A 25,476-nucleotide genomic window follows, 5' to 3' on the forward strand; every position below is an offset into this window, starting at 1 on the left:
GTCCCAAAAAGGGACGATTTTGATAAATTCTTATTTGAACTCGTAGTGTAACTTAAGATGGATCTTAAGTATATATGTCTCTATTATAATACCTTTTAAAAGGATGGTCAAGGTATGAAAAAAGAAATTAAGGATTATTTTCTCGGATTGGATGTAGGAACCGGATCGGTGGGTTGGGCAGTTACTGATACTGACTATAAACTCTTAAAGGCTAATCATAAAGACCTTTGGGGAATGAGGTGTTTTGAGACGGCGGAAACTGCTGAAAAACGCAGGCTATTTCGGGGGGCGCGCCGCCGCATTGAAAGGAGGAGAAAAAGGATAAAGCTGCTTCAAGAACTTTTTTCCCAAGAAATTGCAAAAATAGATGAAGATTTTTTCCAAAGAATGGAGGAAAGCCCTTTCTATGCAGAAGACAAGACTATATTACAAGAAAACACTCTTTTTAATGATAGAGATTTTACCGATAAAACATACCATAAAGCCTATCCTACCATAAACCATCTGATAAAGGCTTGGATTGAAAACAAGGTAAAGCCGGATCCACGATTATTATATTTAGCCTGTCATAATATTATAAAAAAACGAGGACATTTTTTATTTGAAGGTGACTTTGATTCTGAAAATCAATTTGATACCTCTGTACAAGCTCTTTTTGAGTATCTGCGTGAGGATATGGAACTCGATATTGATGCCGATAGCAAAAAAATAAAAGAGATTTTAAAGGATAGCTCTTTAAAAAATTCCGATAAACAAAATCGGCTAAATAAGCTTTTAGGGCTGAAATCTTCCGACAAGCAAAAAAAAGCTCTTACTAATTTAATATCCGGTAACAAGGCAAACTTTGCCGATCTTTATGATAATCCCGATTTAAAGGATGCAGAGAAAAATAGCATATCTTTTTCTAAAGACGATTTTGATGCTTTAAGCGATGAACTTGCTTCCGTTTTAGGAGATTCTTTTGAGCTTTTGTTAAAAGCAAAGGCTGTATATAATTGCTCGGTTCTTTCCAAAGTAATAGGAGATGAACAGTATCTTTCTTTTGCAAAGGTAAGAATATATGAAAAGCATAAAAATGATTTGACTAAACTAAAAGAAGTTGTAAAAAAATATTTTCCTATAGAATATCGAAATATATTCGGATATAAACAATCTGAAAATAATAACTGTAATTATTCAAGATATCTAGGTGTGTGTAAAAGCGGAAGTAAAAAAAAGGTTATAAATAAAACTGCAAGTCAAGAAGATTTTTATAAGTTTTTAAAAGATATTCTTTTAAAAAGAAGTGATGTGCCTGAAGTAAACGGAATATTAACAGAAATTGAAATAGGAACCTTTCTGCCGAAACAAATTTCCAAAAACAATGCAGAAATTCCTTATCAATTACGCAAAATAGAATTAGAAAAGATATTAACCAATGCGGAAAAGTTTTTTTCTTTTTTAAAACAAAAAGATGAAAACGGTTTATCTCACAGTGAAAAGATTATAATGCTTTTAACATTTAAAATTCCGTATTATATAGGGCCTATAAATACTTCTCATAAACAGTATTTTCCTGATAGGTCATGGGTAATAAAAAAAGAAAATGCTCCTCAAGAGAAGATAACTCCATGGAATTTTTTTGATCATATCGATAAGGAAAAAACAGCTGAAGCCTTTATTACAAGCAGAACCAATTTTTGCACATATTTAATAGGAGAATCTGTTTTACCTAAAAATTCTCTTTTATATTCCGAATATACAGTTTTAAATGAAATAAACAATTTACAGATTATTATTGACGGAAAAAATATCTGCGATATTAAACTAAAACAAAAAATATACAAAGAGTTATTTAAAAAATATAAAAAAGTTACACAAAAACAGATTTCAACTTTTATCAAACACGAAGGTGTTTGCAATAAAACGGATGAAGTAATTATTCTAGGTATCGATAAAGAATGTACATCTTCGTTAAAATCATATATAGAACTTAAAAACATATTCGGAAAGCAAGTAGACGAAATTTCTACAAAGAATATGCTTGAAGAAATTATACGATGGGCTGCTATCTATGATGAAGGAGAAGGTAAAACAATACTTAAAACAAAAATAAAAGCCGAATATGGAAAATATTGTTCTGATGAACAGATCAAAAAAATTCTAAATCTTAAATTTTCAGGTTGGGGCCGATTATCACGCAAATTCCTTGAAACCGTCACATCAGAAATGCCGGGTTTTAGCGAACCGGTAAATATAATAACTGCAATGCGGGAAACTCAAAATAATTTAATGGAGCTGCTTAGCAGTGAATTTAAATTTACTGAAAATATTAAAAAGATAAATTCGGGATTTGAAGATGCTGAAAAACAATTTTCATATGACGGCTTGGTTAAACCTTTGTTTTTATCACCATCGGTAAAGAAAATGTTGTGGCAGACTCTAAAGCTTGTAAAAGAAATATCGCGTATTACCCAAAACCCTCCAAAAAAAATATTCATAGAAATGGCAAAGGGTGCAGAGCTTGAACCAGCGAGGACTAAGACAAGATTAAAAATTTTACAGGACTTATACAATAACTGTAAAAATGATGCGGATGCTTTTAGTTCTGAGATAAAAGATCTTTCAGGTAAAATAGAAAATGAAGATAATTTAAGGCTTCGGAGCGACAAACTTTATCTTTATTACACGCAGCTTGGAAAGTGCATGTATTGCGGCAAACCGATTGAAATAGGCCATGTATTTGACACAAGCAACTATGATATAGATCATATTTATCCTCAATCCAAGATTAAAGATGACAGCATAAGTAATCGGGTTTTAGTATGCAGCAGTTGCAATAAAAATAAGGAAGATAAATATCCTTTGAGGTCTGAAATTCAATTGAAACAAAGGGGTTTTTGGAATTTTTTACAAAGAAATAACTTTATAAGCCTTGAAAAATTGAATAGGTTAACAAGAACAATTCCAATCTCGGATGACGAAACGGCAAAATTCATTGCCCGGCAACTTGTAGAAACAAGACAGGCAACAAAGGTTGCTGCAAAAGTATTAGAAAAAATATTTCCTGAAACAAATATCGTTTACTCTAAGGCTGAAACCGTATCAATGTTTAGAAATAAATTTGATATTATAAAATGCAGAGAAATAAACGATTTTCATCATGCACATGACGCATATTTAAATATTGTTGTCGGAAATGTTTATAATACTAAATTTACAAATAATCCTTGGAATTTTATAAAAGAAAAAAGAGATAATCCTAAAATTGCCGATACGTACAATTATTATAAGGTTTTTGATTATGATGTAAAAAGAAATAATATTACAGTATGGGAAAAAGAAAAAACAATTATTACTGTGAAGACTATGCTTAAAAGGAATACCCCTATTTATACACGCCAAGCTGCCTGCAAAAAGGGAGAACTCTTTAATCAAACCATTATGAAAAAAGGATTGGGCCAACATCCTCTAAAAAAAGAATGTCCTTTTTCTAATATTTCAAAATATGGGGGCTATAATAAAGTTTCTGCTGCATATTATACTTTTATAGAATATGAAGAAAAAGGAAATAAGATACGAAGCTTAGAAACTATCCCTCTATATTTGGAAAAGGACATTCAAAAAAGTCAAGATGGATTAAAGGGTTACTTAATAGACCAACTAGGAAAAAAAGAAATTAAGATTTTAGTTCCCAAAATAAAAATCAACTCCCTCTTAAAAATTAACGGCTTCCCTTGCCACATAACAGGAAAAACAGGAGCTTCCTTTGTTCTAAGACCTGCTGTTCAATTTTGCTGTTCAAATGATGAAGTTCTTTATTTTAAAAAAATTATAAGATTCAATGAAATAAGAAGTCAAAGGGAGAAGATGGGAAAAACAATTTCTCCTTATGAAGACTTATCCTTTAGATCTTATATCAAAGAAAATTTATGCAAAAAGACAAAAAATGATGAAATAGGAGAAAAGGAGTTTTATGACCTTCTTCAAAAGAAGAATTTAGAAATCTATGATATGCTTTTAATAAAACATAAGGATACTATTTATAGTAAAAGGCCGAATTCTACAACTCTTGATATGTTAATCAAAGGAAGATATGAGTTTATAAATTTAAAGCCTGAAGATCAAATTAGAGTTATGCTGGAAATTCTAAAATTGTTTTGTACTACTAGAGAGGTAATAGATTTAGGATTAATCAAAGGTAAATCTGCGGCCGGGGTCACAACATTAGGAAAAAAAATCTCAAACCTTGATAGCTGCATTTTAATTTACCAATCAATAACAGGCATTTTTGAAAAAAGGATTGATTTGTTAAAGATATGAGTTGGAGAACCGTTGTTATTTCAAATAGGGCAAAGCTGGATTTACACTTAAATCATCTCGTAGTTAGAGGTGAGAAAACCCACAAAGTTTTTATAGAAGAAATTTCAGTTTTAATCATTGAAACAACAGCGGTTTCTATAACTGCAGCCTTATTAAACGAGCTTATAAAACAAAAGGTTAAAATAATTTTTTGTGACGAAAAACGGAATCCGGCTTCTGAATTGATAGGATATTACGGCAGCCATGATACAAGTGAAAAAATCAGACTTCAAATAAAATGGGATAAGAATATCAAACAGCTTGTATGGACTGAGGTCGTAACGGAAAAAATAAGGCAGCAAAAATACCTCTTAGAAAAACTGAATCTTCCGCAAGCAAATTTACTGGCTGAGTATATTATAAATATAGACATTAACGATAAAACAAATAAGGAAGCCCATGCTGCAAAAGTATATTTTGCAGCACTTTTTGGGGCAGGATTTTCCAGAAGTTTGGATATTCCTATAAATGCAGCTTTAAATTACGGATATAGCATCTTACTTTCTGCATTTAATCGTGAAATAACAGCAAACGGTTATATTACACAACTAGGAATTTTTCATGATAATATGTTTAATCCTTTTAACCTAGGTTCAGATCTTATGGAACCTTTTAGACCATTGGTCGATGCAGAAGTTTTCAAACTTAATCCTCAAAAATTTGAACATGAAGAAAAACTAAGAATGGTGGATGTTATGAACAAAAAAGTGTTTATAAATAATAAAGAGCATTATCTAAATAAAGCTATAGAAATTTTTGTACACAGTATTTTTGATGCTCTAAATGAAAAGGATATTTCACAAATTAAATTTTACCGCAATGAGTTATAGATTTATGAGAGTTATCGTTTTTTTTGATTTACCCGTAATAACACCTGAAAATAGACATAATTATTCGGTTTTTAGAAAATACCTAATTAAATCAGGCTTTATTATGCAGCAAAAGTCGGTTTATTCAAAATTGGTTTTAAATCTTACAAATAGAGACTCTATTGTAAAAAGTATAGAGAATAATAAACCTCCCGAAGGTTTGGTTGAAGTATTAACCGTTACTGAAAAACAATATGCAAGAATGGAAATCATTATTGGAGAGTCTAAAACGGAATATCTAAATACTGATGAAAGGCTTGTTGTCCTACGAAATTAGTGTATCCTGATATTGAAAACCAAATCATTTTTTCAGAAAATACGGTTAATGTTTTAACGATAGAAAATGAAACTTTTTTTACCGAATTTGTATCGGAGCTTTTTAGTCAATATTCAGGTTATGAAGGCAAATTCATATTATCAGAAGATAATAAAGAACTTTCTATACCAAAAATATGTGAAATGATACTTAATCCGATAAATATCAATATAAATAATAAACAAAATTTAAATAAAATTTATTCAATTTTAAAACAAAGTATTTCCGACGAATATAATTATATAAAAACATGCACAATAAAAAGCGAAATATTAAAACATATAGACGATATACTTCTTTCTTTGGATGTACCTCTAAAACGGAGTGAAGAACTTGATTTGATCAGCATATTTAAATCTGTTAATATCTCTTTTGAAACAGAAAATAAAAATTTACTTGAAAAACTTATAGATTATATAAGTGCCTCTGTGGAACTAAATCAAATAAGATGCTTTATTTTTATAAATCTAAAGCAGTTTTTAAATTTCAAAGACTTATCCGAGTTATATAAATTTGCCCGATATATAAAAACGAATCTATTTTTAATCGAGGGAACATACACATCTATAAAAGAAGATTGTGAAAAATCATATATTATTGATAATGATCTTTGCGAAATATATTGACAAGAAATTATTTGCATGTTAATATTAAAAAGTAATCATCTTAAACTACCGCTATCCATAGCGTGATAGGCTCTCACCTACACCATATCTGATGTTTGAGAGTAGTGTAATTTAAGATGGATCTCAAACTTTGGAATATTTATCGGGTTGGAATTGCGGGTTTGAGAGTAGTGTAATTTAAGATGGATCTCAAACATTGCAACGGCACAGCCCCGATTAACACGGGTTTGAGAGTAGTGTAATTTAAGATGGATCTCAAACGAGGCGATGAACCACATAAATAAGAATGTCGTTTGAGAGTAGTGTAATTTAAGATGGATCTCAAACGTTAAAAAACTTACAAAACCAAAAGCGCCTGTTTGAGAGAAGTGTAATTTAAGATGGATCTCAAACGCTCAAGCACTGCAATGAGGGCTATGATAAGTTTGAGAGTAGTGTAATTTAAGAAGATTCTGACTGTGAAAGAATGAAAGGAACATACAACCGTATGTATCTTGCAGTTTAACTTTATCTGCCATATATTTTAATTTTTTTTAAGAAAGTCGATTTTGTTTATTGACTTTTTATGGGAGCATTTATAGTAAATAATGGAAACATAGTTTTATTAAATGATGAATTAAAAAACATAAAACGGTAATCGCTTCCGGTTTCATAAAAACTTCTTTTTTAGTTAAAATTTTCATCTATTATTTTTTGTAAGTTGATAACCGATTCAATATCCCCTTCCAAAAAAAATTTAAAAGTATTTGCTGTTGAGGCAAAATAAAATTGGCATTTATTTGCTTTCTCAATATTTTCATTTATTTTTTTCATTAATTCTTTTAGTTTAAAATCTTTCTTATACGGATAATGCAGGATTGAAAAGATTTCAGGCGTTTCAATAGAATCTTTTTTTAAAAATTTTTGTAATCTATGGTTTTCATCAATATTTTTTTCATCAATAAAACTTTCGTCCGAAAAAAGCCGTTTAAGGTCTTTTTCTGTAAAACGCCACTGAGAACCTATTTTTTTCCCCGTCAGTTTTCCTTCCTTTAAATAATTTTGAATTGTCCTTACACTGAGTTCGAGCATCTCGGCTATCTGATTCATTGTATATAGTTTTTCCAAATTTTTTCTCCTAGTCCTATTTTGATTTTACAATAATATTTCTTTGATTACAATCGGGCATTGTAAGCTTTATTCCATTTGTATAATTTTATTGGCGAAATTTTCAGGCAATGTGTCATGTGAAATTATAAAAACTATTTTATTCTTACAAGCGTTTTTTATTGTATTCAAAATCAAGGTAATACTTTCAGCATCAATATTGGCTGTAACCTCATCAAAGATTAAAACTTCTGCATCTGAATATAAACTTCGGGCTATGGCAAGTTTTTGTTCTTCTCCTCCTGAAAGATTAGCACCCATATCCATTATCATTGTATCAAAGTTTTTATTTTGTAAAATTGTAGAAAGGAGCTCGCTTTTTTTTAATTTTTCTTCGGTTTCAATTGAATGACTTTTGTTTAAAAATAAATTATCACGGATTGTCCCATTGATAATTGAATTATTTTGCGGGATATAATCAATAAGAGAGCGGAGACTGCTATTGCTGATAGAAGAAATCGGTTTTTCATTTATTAAGATTTCTGATGCCGTCCTAAATTTTACGAGTTGTTTCATTAAACTTGACTTTCCCGAACCGCTTTTTCCCTTTACCCAAATGATGTCGCCTTTTATAAATTTATCTTTTATATTCGCCTTAAATGTTTGTTCTCCTATTTGTATTGCGCCTATATCAAATTCTATTTTTTCAATTGATTTGATTATCTCATTTGAATCTTTTTCTTGCTCCGAATCTAAAAATGAAATAAATTCTTGCGAGACTTTTAGATTATTTTTGTTTAAATTAATATTTGTAATTATACTGACATTGGAAAAAAATAAAGGAAGTACAATTGTATAAATTACAATCGGTAAAACTTGATTTTCTCCGCTTAGATAATTGTACATAACAAGTAAAATACAAACCGCTTGCAGCATTGAATTAAGCGATGATATAAACGATGAAGAAGTTTGAGCATATTTGTTTACTTGAGCTATGCTTCCGTAAATTTTATTCAATGCAGGTTTTAATTGGTTTAGTACAATATCATAATCGGGGCATTGTTTTAAATAATCTGTTTGGTTTACAACTGAAAGTATTTCTTGGAATCCCGTTGCAGTGCTTACTTGCATAACTTGAGAGCGTTTCTTTAATTCTAAATTCAAAGATTTATAACCTAAATAATTTATTGGAATTAAAACAAGCAGTATTAAACCTATAATGAAATTATCAAAAAATATTGCGATTAAAATAATTATTGTTGAAATTATACTTGACCATATTTGAACTGCATCTCCCGTCATATATATGTACATATTGTTTACAGCCTGTGCCATCCGCTCAACCAAATTCATATTCCCTTGAGAAATAATCGTATCGTATTTTAACCTTAAAATTTTTTCAATAATGTTTTTGGCATTTTTTATATTAAAATGTTTTGCAAAATTCTCACGCAAAAAAATTATAGCGGTTTTAAGTAAGAACATCAGTATAAGCACCGATATAACAATAAAGAATCTTTTTAAATTCATCTCAACATCGGTCTTTGCCCAAAAACTCAACAGAAAAGGTACAACCAATGATGTCATAGCCGACACAAGGGCAAGAACTGCCATAGCCATAAAAAAATGCTTATAAGCTTTATTCATAAAGTAAAGATTCTCCTTTTTTAAAGGTTTTTCTTTATAATAAACGATTTTTTATAAACTGTCAACACTTTTTTTCGTGCATTTTCGTAGATTTTCGTGAATTTTACGGAAAAATACGGCTATTTCATGTGGTCTTATTTTATGTAACATGTTTATAATTATTGTATGATTTAGAATGTAATTAACTTTTGCATTGTTTTTAAAGATAGAGGTTACCTCATTACCCTAAAAATCTCTTCTTAAACTCTAATAACTGATTAGAGATATGAGTTCGCCATTCAGTTGAATCAGACACATCGGATATATCCACACATCCATCATAGAGCGTCATTATATCTAAATGATGTATTTTAATGCCTTGTTTTTTTGCTGTTTTAAAAATTTCCAGCAAGTCGATGAGGTTAGATATTGTAAGCGGTATGATTTTTTGCTTTTGACCTTGATACTCATATTTTACGGCAAACCAGAATGTATTTATTGTATCTTCATGTAATTTAGGTGCAATAAATAAACAATAGCTGGGTTTTTCATTATTTTTGTCTTCGAATTCTCTTAAATGCCTCATTACCGGCTGGCCTTCATTAAACCATTGATCCCTACCTGTGAGCATTGTTACTTCACAAATTGCATTAAAGTTTTTGTAAAAGCATTCAATATCAGGAACTTTTGCCGGAGCGGTAAATGTTGGTTCATTATCATCGCCTAATGGAGAATTCGGCTTTATCAGTTTTGCGTCGTCTATAATGTTTAAAGCAATATTTGTCCATTTTTCTAAAGCTATAGAGGGTTTTATACCAAGTTTAGAAATATTTTGTAAAGCACTTTTTGCATCATCAATTTTTACATCATTCTCATATGTGTATTTAAGCATTTCATTTTGCAGAGCAAGCCGTTCTTTTCGCAAGCTTTCAATTTGTTTTTTTAAATTGTCTATGTCTTTTTGAAGTATTATTTCTGAAATTGTTTTATTCAGCTTTGTTTTTAAATCTTTAATTTCTAAAATAATTTCGGAAGCAATTCTCTGTAGTTCAAAAACTGTTTCAAAAGGCAGAGTATAACCGTAATAGTCTCCAATAAAGGCTTGATATGATTCAACGGAATAATAGCGAGCTTCACCTGTTAAATCATTAAGAATTGCATCTATTTCAACTCTTCTGCGAGGTTCCAAATCAATATAATAACCTCCGCCTCGTATGTATATATATTTTGTTAGTCTCAAACATCGGATAATATTATCGGTATATTCATGAATGTTTTTTTGAGGATTATTAAAATCTTTTAGATATTCTGAAATATAGGATTCAATATATAGGCTTTTTTGTTGTTAGATTATGAGATAAATCATTAAAGGCATCTTGCAAATTTTTTGAAAGAATATCTATTTTTGTAGGAACTTAATAGCGGTTTTTTATTAATCGGCTTTGCAGTTCTTCTTGCGCTGCTTTAGTCCATTCTACGCCTTCCATTTCTGCAATTGTTGACAGAAATGGAAAAGCCCTTTCGGGATTCCTTATTGTTGTTGAACAGCTCATGAATTGTTTTATATTCCCTTATAGTACCAGTGTATTTTTGAATAATTCCGCCATTTTTGAATGTTGATTTGCAAGAATTTCATAGTCTACAAAATCTACAAGAGATTTTATTGGTCTGTAAATCGACTGGCTGATTTTGTCATCAAATTCATTCTTGCGTTTCTTATCAGCAACAATGCAGAATCTTGCTCTGAAATCTTGTAGTTCAAAAAATTTATTCAAAGAATTAATTATGTTTGTAGAATGTTCGACTTCATAGAATGCAGTCGGCATTTCACGCTCATTGAACCAGATTATATCAATTGTTTTAGCTCTGTTTGTAATTTTTGGATATGTAAATTCAGGGATATCAGTCATTGTTGAAATTTGCCCAAGTTTCTTATCAAGAAATAATTTGTTTTTATCCTGTGCAGGAACATATGTTTTCAGATTTTTCATGTTCCCAATATCTACAATCAGACCTTGGTAATATGAGTGTGTAAAAGTTTCAATCTGTTCTTTTCTATTTTCTTTGATTTGAAATTTTTTCAAAACTGACTCACGATAATTAGTTAATGCCCAAAGTCCCGGCTGGATTTTAAAGAACTCATCGCTCCTTTGCAAATAGCAACGGATACTTTCAAACGGTGTTTTTGTTTTCCAAGAGCTTGTATCAACATTCTGATTAAGGTGAGCAAGTGTTGCATACCCTCCGTTTTTTTGCATCGTTTCGATTATATCATCAACTTGTGTATGTTTCTTTGCCATATTCTGTTCCTATTAAGTCCTTAGCCTACTTTTGGCGTTTATCAGCGTATGCGGAAGAAACGGCACCTGTACCGGCAAAAATATCGGCAAAACTATTAAAATTACCGCATTCCGATGATATAACATCAGTAATAAAGGGAAGCAGTTTATATTTATTTCCCAAATATCGACGATTATTTATTTTTGTTGTTGTCATTATATCACCCACCCAATAAAATATAGCACAAAATCATTAAAATTTATATACCCTATGACCAATAATTAACAAATTCTACCCCTCAATCGACAATTACTGTCTTCCGTATTTACAATCCATTCCTCCTCATCTGGTACTTCCTAAAATTTTTTGTTATAATGATGATATGCAAATAAGCTTAGAAAATATCAAAAATAAAAAAGTAACCGTTATGGGACTTGGTCTAAATGGGGGAGGGCTTGCGACTGCCCAATTTTTTGCCCGATATGGAGCCGAGGTTACGGTAACGGATTTAAAAACTTCGGAAGAATTAAGGCCGTCAATCGAAAAACTTTCTGCCTTTAAGAATATTCGGTTTGTGTTGGGTGAACATAGAATAGAGGATTTTAGAGAAGCCGATCTTGTCATCAAAAACCCCGGCGTAAAATTTGAAGGAAATGTTTTTTTAGAAGCCGCAAAACAAATAGAGTCGGATGTTTCGGTTTTTCTTTCTCTTTCAAAGGCACCGATTTTGGCGGTAACGGGAAGCAAGGGGAAATCCTCTACGGTAAGTGCTCTTTATTACGGGCTTAAAAAGTTAGGCTACAATGCTTTTTTGGGCGGGAATATTACGGTCAGCCCTTTAAGTTTTTTTGAAGAAACCTCTTGCGATACGCCTGTGGTTCTGGAACTCTCCAGTTGGCAGCTTGCTGATTTAAAAAATAAAAAACTGCTTAAGCCTAAGATTGCGATTATTACGCCCATAATGCCCGACCACTTAAACTGGTACGGCACAATGGAAAAATATGTTGCCGATAAAAAAATAATCTATGAAAATATGGATAAATCGGATTATTTAATTTGTAATTTTGATGACGGCTGGGGGAAAATTTTTGCAGAAGAAACAAGGGCAAATGTTTTTTGGTACAGCGAAAAAAAACTACCTAAAGAATATCGGGGTGTTTTTTTTAATAAGAACCAAGAAGGCCTTTACAACTTAAGCGGTGAAGAAAAAATTTTACTTTCAAAGGAAGCAAAAGTTCCCGGGCTTAAACTTAAACAAAATGTCTTGAATGCAGGTCTTGCTCTTCTGCTTTATCAAAAAATTCATAAGCCTGAAAATTTAAAAGACAACGACATCTTAAAAGATAATAACATCAAAGAACAATCCGAATTTATCCGTAAATTTATGGATGAGTATTCGGGTATTGAACATCGGTTGGAATTCTTTTATGAAACAAACGGAATAAAATTTTATAATGATACGGCCGCTACAATTCCTGAAGCATCTGCTGCCGCCTTAGAAGCCTTTGATAAGCCTCCCGTCTTAATTTGCGGCGGAACAAATAAAAACTTAAATTTTATTCCGCTTGCCGAAAAAGCAAATCTTGCCAAAAGCCTATATCTTCTTGCAGGAACGGGAACAGACCTTTTAATTCCTCTCCTTAAAGAAAAGGCTATTGAATATAATGGCCCCTTTGACAGCTTGGACTCTCTTTTGTTTTCATTAAAAGAAAATGCAGAAAAAGGCGATGTCGTAATTCTATCGCCGGGTGCAGCCTCCTTCGGCATGTTTAAAAACGAATTTGACCGCGGAAATAAATTTAAAGAAAAGGTAAAAGAAATATTTTGCTGATAGAATTTGATTAAGGTTTTATTATGAAAATAAAAAGAAAATTGATTTTATGGATAACAGCTGTTATGTTTGTTCTTTTTATTTTGCCTATAGGTATTGCTTACTTTATCTATTGTGATACTTTCGGTTTAAGATATACAACTTCTTCCTATATGAAGCGGCAGGTAGAAGAATTTGAAGGATTGAAATTAAAAAAATATTTTTTTACTTCAAATAAGGGACAAAAAACAATTTTTTGAAGTTGATAAAGCTCTAATGGAAAAAATAGTTTTGTTTTATGATGAGAGTTAAATACTTATCACCGCTGCATTTTTATCTTCAATTTTTTCATGTGTAACGGCAATAATAATTTTATCGGTTATTTGCATAAGATTTTGTTCTATTTTTTTGTAAATTTCACGTTCTACATTTTTAAAAGGTTCATCCAAGATGATAACGCTTTTTGATAGATCAAGATTTCGGGCAAGGTTAAGCCTTCGGGTTTCTCCTCCCGAAATACTTTTTTCATCTAAGCTGCCTTTTTCATGTAAAGTATTTGCAAGGGTAAATGCACAGACAAGATCAAGCTCTTTTTGTTTTTGTTCAATAGGAACAAAAAGGTTTTCTTCGATAGATCCATTGATAATAAAATTTTCTTGCGGAATATATGAAATTTCACCGATAAGTTCATCTTCAGTATAGGAATTGATATCTTTACCGTTAATAAAAATCGAATTATCAGGGGCAGGTAATTCTTTTGTAATAAGTTTTATTAGAGTAGACTTTCCTTTTCCGCTTTCGGCCTGCAAATAGTAAAACCCGTTTTTTAGTGATATGTTAAAATCGGTAAAGACAGGATTATCTCCATAAGAAAAATTAAGATTTTTTATCTGTATTGAAGTAAGGGGTTTTGTGGTTATTTTAGTTTCCGAAAGAGGAATTTTAACTTTAAAATATTTTTTGTCCAAAATTAAAAGACCTGATCGAATCGAAACAATATTATAAAATAAATTTTCAAAGCTGCTTGAAATAAGTGCACTCAATCCGAGTATGCCGGCAACCGATCCGACTGTTGCTTTTCCTTTTAAAATAAAATAGAATAAAAAGATAATCATCAAAACATTTATAACAATACTTGGAAAATTCACAATATTCAAAAGTAAATCTCTGTTTGCGCTATATTTATATCGGTAGTTTTCATAATTTTCAAATTCTTTTTTTGTACGTTTTACAAAATATTTTTTTGCACGGTTAATAAAAACAGTAAAATGCCCCGTTAAAATATCTTGAATGTAATTATAATAATCAGACCTTTTGTCTATAAATGTATTTGAGAGTTCATCAAGTTTAGGATCAATTTTTTTGAACATTAAAAAAGAAAAAGCCATTGAAACAAAACAAAAAATAATAAACGGAGGAAAAATAAAATACATTGTTACGAGACCGAATATAATTGCATTTATATTATAGAGGGCATCCATTAGATTACAAATTGCTTCGGAAGAAAAATAATCGCAAGAGTTTATAAAAAGCTCATAGTATTTTGTTTTGTCCTGATGATATTCAATTCTGTTTTCAAAAGCCATATAATTTGCGATATTGTTTCTAAGTGTCAATCTGCAATCTTTTCGCAGTTTAGTTTCAGCTAAATTTTCTATAAATAATATCAGAGCTGCAGCAAAACCGAATGCGGCAAATAGAAAAACATATTCGACCTTTCCATTTCCTTCAATAGTCTTATCTATGCTAATCTGTAAAATTTTTGATGAATAACTATTTAAAAATGCAGTCATTGCAACTAATAAAAAGGTTATACTAAATAGAAATTTATTTTTCTTTAACAGTTGTAACATTTAATTTTCCTCCTTCCAGAGTAAATATATAATCAAATTTTTCGGTATCAATTTCACGATGCGAAATTTCAATATATGTTAACTCTTTATCATCCAAAAATTTGTTTTGAATAAATTTATAATTTTCAAAGTCAAGACCTGCAAAGGTTTCATCCATAATTATATTTTTATATGAACCTGCAAAAACCCGAGCTAATGCGGTGCGTTCTTTTTCTCCTCCGGATATTTGCATTCCGTCAGTATCTAATGCGCTTATATCCTTATCGTAAAATTTTTCAAGCCGTGCAAATTCATAAGGTTCTTTTTGTTTTTTATCTCCAAAGAAAATATTATCTTCAATCGATGTTTTAAAAAGATGAAAGTTTTGATTAATAAAATAAAACGGCGGATATTCGTTATCTGAAATTTCCTCATTGTTAAAATATACTTTACCGGTATCGGGTTTTAATAAATTTAAGGCAAGCTTTATCAAGGTAGATTTTCCGCTGCCGCTTTTTCCCGTTAATAATATTTTATCACCCTTGTTGATTTGTAAACTTATATTTTTTAAAATGGAAATATTTTCTTCGTCTTTTGTGTTATATGAAAAAGAAACATCTTTGAATTTAAGAGTCTGAAATTCCTTTGTAGATAAAATTTTATTTTTTCTACTTTTTATGATCCCGTCTATTTTTTCTTTACTCGTTTTTCCGTAACGCACTTCAATAAAAAGCTTAAGCAGCCCTTCAAGCTTTTGCGAAAAAACATTCATATATAAGATTGTAGAACTCAACATACCGATTGTTATTTTGTTTTTTGTAAACAAAAAAATTGCAAATGCTAAACCGGCTACCGCTAAACACATTGAAGTTAAAATTATTATCCATTCAAAAACGGTTTTTTTAATTTCTATTTTGCAGCTTTTGTTTTCAAATATATTATTTGCGCTTACTTGACGGGTAAAAAGCAGATTTCTTTTTCCGTTTAAAATATAGAAGGGAAGGCCTTTTTGATTTTCGCTTGTCTTTGCATTATATTCTTCTTGCAGTCTAATTTCTTGAGAAGAGATTTTGTCAATGTGAGGCTCAATGATTTTTGTAACAAATTTTCCGATTATAAAAGATGAGAGCATAATAATCGGCAAACTAAAATGAAATGATATCAAAACAAAAACTGTCAGTAAAATTCCTACAAGACTTGAAGCGATATTAATGCGTCCAAGTAAATATGAGGTTTGTATTTTAGGTATTTGATCTTTAAATGCGGTAAAATAATAGTCCGTTTCATGTTCTAAAAAATCTTCAGGAGGAATATTAAAAATAGCATCTGAAAGATTTTGACTATAAAGAAGAGCAAATTTTTTACGTATAAAAAATATACCCCGTTGACATAGGTGATGAATGACTACAAAAAGAATTTCAAGCAGAGCGTAGAATATAATGAGTTTAATTTTTTCGGGTGAAGGATTTTTTGTAAATTCATCAATAGCGAATCCAAAAAAATATAAGATACCTGTTGAGACTACCGTTTGAATGGTTTTAAGAATAAAAATCAATATATACATCTTTAATCTCCTCTTCAACCCTATCTATAATACTTTCCCAAGAATGTTTTTTTATTTCTGCTGAAACAGGGGAATAAAAATCTTTTTGAGATTTAAGTCTTTCCATTTGAAGCATTATTTTTTCGGAAAGGGCTTCGACAAAGGCGGGCTTATCTTCTTCGTATGCTTTGTCTACATCATAGATACGGGGAAGTTTGACAAATTCGATAATGCCGCTTGTGTTGATTTTTTTGCCAAGGATGTTTATAAGTCCTTCAATTTCGGTTGTAACGGTAAATAGCCCGCAAGCTAAGGCTTCAACAGCGACAAGACCTAAGGCTTCATAGTATGAAGGCAAAATAAAAATATCGTTTTGTTTTAAAATTTTACACATACATATTTGGGATGAGGCATTTACTATTTTTAAATTTTCACTGTAGTCTGCATTTTTTAAAAGAATGTTTTTTTGTTCTTCTGTTGCATTTCCGATTAAGGTTAATTCAGTATTAGGATATTTTTTTAAAATAATCGGAAGGGTTTTTGCAAGTTCAAACACTCCCTTTGACTCGGATATCTTTCCTGCATAGCATAGTTTGAATGTTCCGTCAAAGATGTGTCTATCCTTATCGTTAAAAATATCGGGATTAAAACCTCCTCCTGCTAATTTAATTTTTTCAAGTTTTGCCGAAAAAATATTTTGCACTTCGGCAATATCCTTAGGGCTTACGGTAAAATATAAATCGAGTTTATCCAAGTTTTGTATGTACCATGTCTTTATCCAAGGATTTTTTTTAATCTGCCTTATATCCGTGCCGTGACTTATGCCTATTATTTTTTTGCCAGAAAATATTTTTTTTACCAAAGAGGTTAAAATAAAAAGATGATGACTTATAATGACATCGGGATTAAATTCTTCTCTTGCACGGAGAAGAGTTTTTTCAAAAACCGAAATCCATTTTTGATACATCTCATCATTCATTTCGGAATAAACGGTTGAGGTATAGGGCATTATGTCGCTCATTCCTGCAATCGGGAAAGGAATGTCTGCATTAAAAACGGTTTTTTCTTCCTGCTCATAATCGGATAAAAATTTGATGGGATATTCTTTTACGCTTCCCTGTAATTTATCGGATAAAGATTCATTAAAAGTTTTTTCGGCAAAGGGAAGCTGTGTGCCGTAAAGAACCGCATTTTTATGTCCTTTTTTTATCATTCCTTCGACAAGGGTGCTAAAATAAACCCCGCTTCCTGTTTTCATCGGTAATTGTGCAAGGCAGTGAAGTATCTTCAATTTAAATTCTCCCTATTGTATTTGATGTAGACCTTTTCATTCTTTTGATAATTGCAGTCATTGTTTAAAACAATGGCCTTTAATTCTTTTTCTTTAGTTTTAAGAAATAGTTCTATTATTTCGCCCTTAAAAATAATATTGATAATTTGGGCTTCTTCAAAATCTTCCGTATCTTCTTCCGGTAATGATGTAAATACTTTTATCTTTTCCGGTCTGATATATGAACTTCCTATTTTATTGTTTGTACCGATAAAGTCAAGAGCAAATTCGCTTGCAGGTTGATTATAAAGAGATTCGGCTGTTCCTTCCTGAATAATTTCTCCATTGTTCATCAAAATAATTTTATCGGCAATTTCAAATGCTTCGCTTTGATCATGGGTAACAAAAATTGTAGTGATATTAAATTCTTTTTGAATTTGTTTTATTTCTTTACGCATATTGATTCTAAGCTTTGCATCCAAGTTGCTTAAAGGCTCGTCCAACAAAAGAAGTTTAGGCCTTATAATCAAACTGCGTGCAAGAGCAACCCTCTGCTGTTCTCCGCCTGAAAGTTCGCTTATATGTTTTTTTTCATAACCCGATAAGCCCATCGTTTTTATCATCTTCATTCCGGCTTCAACTCGTTCAGCCTTAGGCATCTTTTTAAATTTTAAACCGTAAATAATATTCGATAAAACATTCATGTGAGGAAAAAGCCCGTAGGATTGAAAAACTGTAGAAACATTTCTATTTTCAGGAGGGTCATTTGTAATTTCTTTACCGTCAAGAATTATTTTTCCGCTGTCAGGTTTTAAAAACCCTCCTATCGATTTTAATACCGTACTTTTTCCGCAGCCGGAAGGCCCTAAAAGACAGAGGAGTTTTCCTTTTTCAAGATTGAAGCTGATATTTTTTACCGCATTTTTTTCTTTATATGTTTTTGTTAGGTTTGTTAATTCCAAATACATAAAACCTCCGGCATTTTAAAAATTATTTTTTCTTTAAAACTAAAAAGTAAATTAAATTTACAATTAAACAAATTATAATTATAAGCAAGGCAATTACCGAGCCTATTTCATAATAACCGCTTTGAATTACATCGAACATAACAAGGGTTAAAACTTTTTGACTCGGGTATACCAAAAAAATAATTGAACCTATTGTAGTCATAGTCGTTGTAAATCCGTTGATAAAAGAAACTCCTAAACTATTTTTACTTAGAGGGATAACTGCATCCGTAATTTCATTTATTCTTTTACCGCCTAAATCTCTGATTGAATTTAAAGTGTCGATGTTTATTTCTTCCATTGATGCATTTCCTATCTTTGTAGAAAAAGGGAGCTGCTTAAATAAAATGTTTAGGACAACTATTGCTGCTGTTCCTGTAAGCATTAAAGGTTTTGAGTTAAAGGCCAATAAATAACCGAGTCCGAAAAATGTTCCCGGAATTATATAGGGAAGAGTTGCAGCAAAATCTACAGCCTGCATTATTTTTATTTTTCTTATTTGTTTATAATAGGCAAGAAGCAACCCGATTATGCTGCCTCCTCCCGCAGCAATAAGACTGTAGACTATACTCCTTATAACCGTGCTTGTAATATGATCTCTTGTTTCTAAAATATTTGCAAAGGTAAAAATCATTTTTCCTTTTTTCATTTTTGTAAATGCGGACAATATAATAGAAGAATATTGAATGCTTATCCATAATAAAAAGAAAACGGCAATTATGCTTATAAGATAAAAAAGAATTCCCTGCCTTTTTATTTCAATTTCCGAGGATGCCGTGCCGTGTGAAGATATGGAAATATTTTTAAAACTTTTTTGATAAAGAATAAAAATAATAATTGCAGGAATTAAAAGAAGCACATTTATTGCGGAAGCCTTTCCCAAATTGCCTTGAGCTATTACCGCAAAATAGCTTTCTGTTGCAAGCATATTAAAAGAGCCACCTATGATTGCAGGCGTTCCAAAGTCCGATAAACTTCGCAAAAAAGTTAAGAGCATAACCGATTTGATTGCAGGAAAAAGGAAGGGAAGAATTATGTCGATAATTAACCGGTTTGTCTTTGCTCCGAGGTTGCGTGCACTGTCTAATTGGGATCTGTCCAAATTATTTAAAAAACCGATTAGGATTAAAGCCGCTAAAGAAAAATTACTCAAGGACTGCATCAGCACAATGCCGGTAATTCCGTACGGGCTTTTTGAAATACCTAAAAGATAATAAGAAACAAGGCCTCTTCTTCCAAAGAGGTTTATATAGCTGAGGGCTGTTACAAAGGGCGGGCTTATCATCGTTACAGCTAAAATTAAAAAAATAAGGCGTTTTATTTTGTTAGGCATCAGATAAGAAAACAAGGCCGTGGTTATCCCTGCGATTGCCGTTAAAACCGTCGTATAAAATCCTACCGATAAGGAATTTTTTAAAAGGTTAAGATGATTTTTAAAAACATCTTTAAAAAGCTTAAAACTAAGGCTTCCGTTTATAACAAGACTTTCTTTAAATACATAAAAAAAAGGCATAGCTATAAATATAAAAATACCTAAAATTAAGCTTAGTATGAGGATATAATCTATAAGGCTGTTATAATTTCTTTTAAGTTGCTGTTTCATTAAATTATCCTACAAGTCTATATTATTTTTAATAAATTTACTAGTATATGATATGCAATAAATTTGAGGTGATTGATATAGGAAACCCGTTTTACTCAGCCTTGACAGATTCTAAATTTTGGCTTAATATGAATATATGCTTGGGAGATTTTTAGCTTATTTTCAATTTTATTTTTCTCAAAACTCAAATTTGCTTATTAAAAAAGCAGAGAAAAATGTTAACCTTGGTTTACCTCCCCCCCCCATTTTCTCTATTAGTTCTAATATCTCTAATAAATAATTTTTTACATTATTGCTGTTCTCATAAAAAAGATTTTCTTTATAAAATTCAATCGAAAGAAATTAAAACACATTGTGCTCTATTAATAAATACTAGTATTAAAAATTCTGCTAAACTATGTTTGATTGGCCGGACTACGGATAGACTGGCAACGGAACCGATCAATATATTTAGATAAAAAATTGAATTGCAATAAAAATTTGCAAGAAGGAAGGATTAAGATGAAACAAAACAAATTGTCTTTAACAATTAGTATAATTGTTGTTTTAATGTGTTCTGCAATTTTATTTTCAGGTTGTGTCTCATTTCTAAGAGATACATTTTTTGGAAAGGAGGATACATCTATAAACTGGGAAATGGTAGAGCTAGAGAAAGCTCCATCTATGAATAAAATTGAGAAATTAGGTGTAACATCTAAAGAAAGAATGGCAGTTTTCAGATATGCAGAAAGAGCTCATGCAGAAGAAAAAAAATGGTATAAGCTTACGGCTCCGGAAAAACCGGGAGAAGAGTATTATGTATATAAAATAATAGCCGCTAATGGAGCTGAGTGGGAAGTGTATAAGAAAAAATAATAATTAAAACAAGGCTTTTGAAAGACGTTCCTGATTTTAAAAGCCTTATTATAATATCAAACTAAGGAGAGAAATAATGACCAATTCAGATAGGATAATTAATTTTTTAAAAAAAGAGTCTTGCGTTTGTGATGATTGTTTGTCGGAAAAATGTAAGGTTTTTCCTCGCCAGCAAGTAAACAGCATTACTAGAATGTTGTATGCACAAAATAAAATACAAAAACAAACGGGTACTTGCGTATTTTGTTCAAAAGATAAATTAGTATCTAAAATAATGTGAATAAATATATGTAAATATACGCCTATAGCTTGAAAAAAATATAAAAACGGTTTCAGAGGGGTTCTAATGGAATACTTGCCGGAAGTTATTAAGCGAAAATAACAACCTTATTCTTTCCTTCTCTTTTTACTTTATATAGAGCCGTATCGGCTTCTTCGATAGTATCCGTGATAGGTTTGCCTTTTGATAATTTACTAATACCGGCACTAAAGCTGATATGAGGGTTTTGTAACTTAGATAAACAGCTTTTATTAAATAAGTCTTTACTTTCATTCATTAATTTTTCGGCAGTAGTTTTATCCGAATTGATTACAATTAAAAATTCTTCTCCTCCATAGCGGAAGGCAGTGAATACATCTTTTGAATAAGATTTAAAAGTTTGGCCTAAGATTCTTATTACTTCATCTCCATATAAATGGCCGTAGTCATCATTAACCTGTTTAAAATTATCAAGGTCTATCATTACTATGTATATTTCCCCTTTATACTCCTGCACCTTACTGATATATGTTCTAAAGGCAGCTCTGGAGTATAATCCTGAAAGATCATCTATCATCATACCATGCCAATATTTCTCTTTTTCTTGGAGAGTGTTCAGTATTTTTAAAAGTTGGATATTATTGTAATTAAGAATATATTTTGCAGTAATATAGGATACAACGAGAATACATTCCAGTACCAGAAAGTCTAAGATATAATTATTTGTTATAACGTAATCTCCATCATATCTTATTATAAAAACAGACAACATGATTGCTGCAAAAGAAAAGACGGCCGTGATTTTTGTTAGCTTTTTGTCATTATAAACCGTCGATAAAAATATCATAACTAAAAAACCTGCATAAATCGTTACAAAGGCTTGATGAATTAAAATATAAAGAAAGGCTTGCAATAATGAGCTTAACATTACAAAGTAATTTTTAGTTTTCGAATCATAATACTTTCTATTAAAAATATTTGTTATAATATACAGCAGAAAATTAACGATAAATGGAATGATTACAAATTTAAGAAAATACTTACAGCAAGATGTATTTACTTGTTCTTTACCAATAAAATAATAAAAAAATTCAAGGCAGAATGCAATGATTATAATGATAAGCTGAGTTCTTATGTGAATAAGCCTGAATTGTGCCTGTAGTGAATTTATTTCATTATGTGCAATTTGAGTATTATCGTTGAAAAAATCATGCAGATGATTTTGAGTTACATCATCATTAATGCCGTAACTATTCATAGTATTATCCTTATCAAAAAACGGAGTAATTAAATAGTGCGAAAATTTTTAAAACTTATTTTGCTCCTAAAGCGGCCATCGTTATATAATTATACGGTTTATTAAAGTGAGGCAAAAAGAAAATATCTAAAAGTTTTAGCTTGTCTATTGTAAGTTTTTCTTGAATAGCAAGGGAGAACATGTGAATTCCCATAGACATATCGTATGTGGAAGCCATTTGAGCTCCGATTATAACCCTCGTTTTTTTGTTATACACAATTCTTAATTTTACGGGAGGATTATCGTGCTCCATAAATTCGGGACGCTGCAAATCTTCAAAATCGGTAAACTCCGCATCAATACCCAGCTTCTTTGCTCTCTCTACAGTAACTCCGCTCGATACCATCTTCAAGTCATAGATATTGATTCCGTTAGAACCTTGGACTCCTATGCCTTCTAGGGGAACTCCTGCTGCGTTATAAGCTGCTATAATTCCGCTTCTTACTGCGTTTGTTGCAAGAGCAATGTAGGATTTTTCGCCGAGAGAGTTATCAAAAACCGTCGCGCAGTCCCCTATTGCATAAACATCCTTTATACTTGTTTCTTGCTTTAGGTTGACCGAATAGGCTCCGTTTTTAAAGGTTTCAAGTTTATCTTTTCCAAGTTCGGTATTGGGACGAAAACCGATACAGACCACTACCATGTCGGCAGGATATTCTCCCTTGTCCGTAACAACGGCTTCTACCCTTGTTGTTCCCTTGATTTCTTGGACGAGCTGATTATATGCAAGTTTTATTCCGTGATCGCTTAAATTTTTATCCATCAAATCCGTGAAGGGTTTATCGTAATAGTTTGAAAGGCTTGACGGCATTGCATCAATGAGCACAACTTCTTTATTATGCCTTTTAAAGGCTTCGGCAAGCTCGACACCGATGTAGCCGGCTCCTACAACTGCAATTTTTTTAATTTCAGGATTTTTTAGCTTTTCGATCACCTCTTGAGCGTTTTGAAAGATTTTTACCTGCTGAACATTTTCCAAATCCATACCCTTAATTTTGGGCATTATCGGAATTGAACCTGTCGCAAGGATTAATTTATCATAGGATTCTTCGATAGGCTGTGAACCCTTTACCGTTCCGTATACGATTTTTTTGTCAAAATCGATTCGGGTAATCTCGGCTTCCATCGTAACCTTAGCACCTTTAGCTTCCAGTTTTTCCTTATTGGAATAAAAAAGACCTTCTGGGCCTCTAATTTGATTACCTATCCATAGGGCCATTCCGCAGCCCAAAAAGCTGATATTGGTATTTCGGTCAAAGACCACAACCTCATTTTCTTTTGAAATATCCGTTAAAAAATTAATGGCCGATGTTCCGGCATGATTTGCACCCACTACTACGATTTTGCTCATATTTAACTCCTTCGCCGCCTTAAGGCGGATCTCTTATATTGTACACCTAAATTCTTATTTAGTATAGGGTGTATGTTAATGATTATTTTTTACCGGTAAATTCAAACAAAAAAAGACCCGCATTCACGGGTCTTTTTTTATGGATGAATCTTTATATAAAGATTTTATGGCCTTAAATAGTTTTTACAAAATTACATTGTAAAGTAATTGATACCTACATAAGCCTTCCAAACAAGGGGCTGTTCATTAATTTTTTCTTGCTGTGTTGATATTTCGGATCTTTGAGATGTACCGTTTTTTTTGTTTGACTTAATAAATTTTAATAATGTTTTCATCTTTGCTTCTCCTTAAAGATATTGGCAGCTTTTTATCTGCTCTTGATACATCTAATATACATTAAAATAAAAAAGAAGTCAAGTAAATTTAAAAGAATTTTATGTATTTTTGTGTAAATTTAGAGAAATATTTGTAATTATTTGCGGTTTATTACGGTAATCTCTAAAAAATCTACTCCCAATCTCCTGCAAAAATAACTTCCGGTTCAAGTAAAAAGCCGGTTTTATCTTTAACGTTTTTTTGGACCTTTTCTATCAAAATTTTTACATCCGAAGCCGAAGCATCTTTTTTGTTAATTATAAAATTTCCATGCCAAGGAGCCACCTGAGCCCCTCCTTCACAGAGGCCTTTTAGGCCTGCATCTTCTATTAGCTTGCCGCTGGGCTGCCCGAATGTTCTGTTATTTTTAAATGTACTTCCGGCAGAAGGAGCCTTAAAATGCCCCTTTGAAATTCTATCTTGAATTTTCTCTTCGGTTTTGGCTGCAATTTCTTCCTTTATTCCATAAGTTAAAGTAAACACGGCAGAAATCACTATCTTTCGATTGTTTCTAATCTCGGTACTTATGGGATTTTGTTGAAACGGTGAAACTTTATAGCCCCAATCGGAAGGATTGTATTTATATTCTGCAAATTCCGTTTTACCATCATCGGCTAAGATATATTTTACTGATTTTAATCTATCCGAGATTGAAACATCATAACAGCGTGCGTTCATAAATACGGCTCCCCCGACGTTTCCGGGAAGACCTCCGAAACATTCCAGACCCGAAAGAGAATTTTTAACAGCCCATTTTGTAAGATTATCAGTGAGAACGCCTGCTCCGGCTCTTACAAAAATTTTGTTCTCGGATTCACCTATAATTTCTATCTTGTTTAAGTTTTTTAGGCTGATTAAAACACCCCTAAACCCCTTATCTGAGACAAGGATGTTCGCTCCGCCTCCTATTAACGAGACAGGAATTTTATTTTTGAGTAAAAAAATTAAGGCTTCTTTTAAATGTTCTTCGTTTTTGGGGCAAAAAAAAGCTTCTGCATTACCTCCGATTTTATATGCTGTAAGAGGTTTTAGAGTTTTATCGAATTCTATACTTCCCTCTTGAAATAAAGGGGTATTATGAAGTATACTAAATAAATTATTCATTTGATTTTAGTATATACAATTATAAA

23 protein-coding genes are annotated in these 25,476 nt (G+C 31.4%); 8 read left to right on the plus strand and 15 right to left on the minus strand.

All coding sequences use genetic code 11. The features are described from left to right. Positions 1-114 precede the first annotated feature (114 nt). From cas9 to csn2, 4 genes are read left to right on the plus strand one after another with little or no spacing between them, the layout of a single operon-like run. On the plus strand, positions 115-4,302 hold the full coding sequence (gene cas9, locus E4N74_RS11650; RefSeq protein ID WP_255817865.1) for a type II CRISPR RNA-guided endonuclease Cas9: 4,188 nt from the start codon (positions 115-117) through the stop codon (positions 4,300-4,302). Then, positions 4,299-5,171 carry a type II CRISPR-associated endonuclease Cas1 gene (cas1, locus tag E4N74_RS11655; protein ID WP_044978321.1) on the plus strand — a complete coding sequence of 291 codons (873 nt, stop codon included), beginning with the start codon at positions 4,299-4,301 and terminating at the stop codon, positions 5,169-5,171. The genes cas9 and cas1 overlap by 4 nt, the downstream gene beginning before the upstream one ends. A gap of 4 nt (positions 5,172-5,175) precedes the next feature. Continuing rightward, complete coding sequence (cas2, locus tag E4N74_RS11660) at positions 5,176-5,487, plus strand: CRISPR-associated endonuclease Cas2 (protein WP_255817866.1); 312 nt, start codon at positions 5,176-5,178, stop codon at positions 5,485-5,487. Beyond that, entirely contained in the window at positions 5,487-6,152 is a 666-nt protein-coding gene (csn2, locus tag E4N74_RS11665) for a type II-A CRISPR-associated protein Csn2 (protein ID WP_255817868.1), read from the plus strand. Before cas2 ends, csn2 begins: the two co-directional genes overlap by 1 nt. A gap of 666 nt (positions 6,153-6,818) precedes the next feature. Here csn2 and E4N74_RS11670 read toward each other — a convergent pair. The 6 genes from E4N74_RS11670 to E4N74_RS11695 all read right to left on the minus strand — a co-directional run bounded on the left by E4N74_RS11670 (position 6,819) and on the right by E4N74_RS11695 (position 11,360). Further along, positions 6,819-7,259 (minus strand): helix-turn-helix domain-containing protein, encoded by a 441-nt coding sequence (locus E4N74_RS11670; RefSeq protein WP_044978324.1) that lies wholly within the window; start codon positions 7,257-7,259, stop codon positions 6,819-6,821. A 69-nt stretch (positions 7,260-7,328) separates the two neighbouring features. Continuing rightward, a complete protein-coding gene (locus E4N74_RS11675) occupies positions 7,329-8,885 on the minus strand; it encodes an ATP-binding cassette domain-containing protein (protein ID WP_255817870.1) in 1,557 nt (518 codons plus the stop codon). 220 nt (positions 8,886-9,105) lie between these two features. After that, positions 9,106-10,104: an AlwI family type II restriction endonuclease gene (locus E4N74_RS11680; protein WP_338113368.1), complete on the minus strand. Its 999-nt coding sequence runs from the start codon at positions 10,102-10,104 to the stop codon at positions 9,106-9,108. A 175-nt stretch (positions 10,105-10,279) separates the two neighbouring features. After that, positions 10,280-10,417: a hypothetical protein gene (locus E4N74_RS11685; protein ID WP_245609009.1), complete on the minus strand. Its 138-nt coding sequence runs from the start codon at positions 10,415-10,417 to the stop codon at positions 10,280-10,282. Between the two features lie 18 nt (positions 10,418-10,435). Next, positions 10,436-11,164, minus strand: a complete 729-nt coding sequence (locus E4N74_RS11690) for a hypothetical protein (RefSeq protein WP_255817871.1) — start codon at positions 11,162-11,164, stop codon at positions 10,436-10,438. A 25-nt stretch (positions 11,165-11,189) separates the two neighbouring features. After that, positions 11,190-11,360, minus strand: a complete 171-nt coding sequence (locus E4N74_RS11695) for a DNA adenine methylase (protein ID WP_245609010.1) — start codon at positions 11,358-11,360, stop codon at positions 11,190-11,192. Positions 11,361-11,526: 166 nt separating this feature from the next. Here E4N74_RS11695 and murD point away from each other — a divergent pair, with 166 nt between their 5' ends. Together murD and E4N74_RS11705 are read left to right on the plus strand one after the other, a co-directional pair. Beyond that, positions 11,527-12,975 carry a UDP-N-acetylmuramoyl-L-alanine--D-glutamate ligase gene (gene murD, locus E4N74_RS11700; RefSeq protein ID WP_255817872.1) on the plus strand — a complete coding sequence of 483 codons (1,449 nt, stop codon included), beginning with the start codon at positions 11,527-11,529 and terminating at the stop codon, positions 12,973-12,975. A gap of 23 nt (positions 12,976-12,998) precedes the next feature. Beyond that, a complete protein-coding gene (locus E4N74_RS11705; RefSeq protein ID WP_255817873.1) occupies positions 12,999-13,214 on the plus strand; it encodes a hypothetical protein in 216 nt (71 codons plus the stop codon). A gap of 48 nt (positions 13,215-13,262) precedes the next feature. On the opposite strand, the gene E4N74_RS11710 is transcribed toward E4N74_RS11705, so the two are convergent. From E4N74_RS11710 to E4N74_RS11730, 5 genes are read right to left on the minus strand one after another with little or no spacing between them, the layout of a single operon-like run. After that, a complete protein-coding gene (locus E4N74_RS11710; protein ID WP_255817875.1) occupies positions 13,263-14,807 on the minus strand; it encodes an ATP-binding cassette domain-containing protein in 1,545 nt (514 codons plus the stop codon). Next, a complete protein-coding gene (locus E4N74_RS11715) occupies positions 14,782-16,350 on the minus strand; it encodes an ATP-binding cassette domain-containing protein (RefSeq protein ID WP_255817876.1) in 1,569 nt (522 codons plus the stop codon). The genes E4N74_RS11710 and E4N74_RS11715 overlap by 26 nt, the downstream gene beginning before the upstream one ends. Next, positions 16,325-17,620 (minus strand): glycosyltransferase family 4 protein, encoded by a 1,296-nt coding sequence (locus E4N74_RS11720; RefSeq protein WP_255817877.1) that lies wholly within the window; start codon positions 17,618-17,620, stop codon positions 16,325-16,327. Before E4N74_RS11720 ends, E4N74_RS11715 begins: the two co-directional genes overlap by 26 nt. Beyond that, the gene (locus E4N74_RS11725; protein WP_255817878.1) at positions 17,617-18,567 is read right to left on the minus strand and encodes an ABC transporter ATP-binding protein; all 951 of its coding nucleotides are present in this window, start codon (positions 18,565-18,567) and stop codon (positions 17,617-17,619) included. Before E4N74_RS11725 ends, E4N74_RS11720 begins: the two co-directional genes overlap by 4 nt. Positions 18,568-18,589: 22 nt before the next feature. Continuing rightward, on the minus strand, positions 18,590-20,209 hold the full coding sequence (locus E4N74_RS11730; RefSeq protein WP_255805396.1) for an ABC transporter permease: 1,620 nt from the start codon (positions 20,207-20,209) through the stop codon (positions 18,590-18,592). A 501-nt stretch (positions 20,210-20,710) separates the two neighbouring features. Here E4N74_RS11730 and E4N74_RS11735 point away from each other — a divergent pair. After that, positions 20,711-21,064, plus strand: a complete 354-nt coding sequence (locus E4N74_RS11735; protein WP_255805397.1) for a glycosyltransferase — start codon at positions 20,711-20,713, stop codon at positions 21,062-21,064. Between the two features lie 76 nt (positions 21,065-21,140). Further along, positions 21,141-21,344: a hypothetical protein gene (locus tag E4N74_RS11740; protein ID WP_255805398.1), complete on the plus strand. Its 204-nt coding sequence runs from the start codon at positions 21,141-21,143 to the stop codon at positions 21,342-21,344. Positions 21,345-21,432: 88 nt separating this feature from the next. On the opposite strand, the gene E4N74_RS11745 is transcribed toward E4N74_RS11740, so the two are convergent. The 4 genes from E4N74_RS11745 to murB form a co-directional block, all read right to left on the minus strand. After that, the gene (locus E4N74_RS11745; protein ID WP_255817880.1) at positions 21,433-22,581 is read right to left on the minus strand and encodes a GGDEF domain-containing protein; all 1,149 of its coding nucleotides are present in this window, start codon (positions 22,579-22,581) and stop codon (positions 21,433-21,435) included. A 55-nt stretch (positions 22,582-22,636) separates the two neighbouring features. After that, the gene (gene nox / locus E4N74_RS11750) at positions 22,637-23,971 is read right to left on the minus strand and encodes a H2O-forming NADH oxidase (protein ID WP_255817881.1); all 1,335 of its coding nucleotides are present in this window, start codon (positions 23,969-23,971) and stop codon (positions 22,637-22,639) included. A gap of 191 nt (positions 23,972-24,162) precedes the next feature. Continuing rightward, on the minus strand, positions 24,163-24,306 hold the full coding sequence (locus E4N74_RS11755) for a hypothetical protein (protein WP_170225382.1): 144 nt from the start codon (positions 24,304-24,306) through the stop codon (positions 24,163-24,165). A gap of 172 nt (positions 24,307-24,478) precedes the next feature. Then, the gene (gene murB, locus E4N74_RS11760) at positions 24,479-25,450 is read right to left on the minus strand and encodes a UDP-N-acetylmuramate dehydrogenase (RefSeq protein ID WP_044978338.1); all 972 of its coding nucleotides are present in this window, start codon (positions 25,448-25,450) and stop codon (positions 24,479-24,481) included. Between the last annotated feature and the right edge of the window lie 26 nt (positions 25,451-25,476).

The organism is Treponema putidum (genome assembly GCF_024401155.1).
In the GTDB taxonomy this organism is placed as follows: Bacteria; Spirochaetota; Spirochaetia; order Treponematales; family Treponemataceae; genus Treponema_B; species Treponema_B putidum.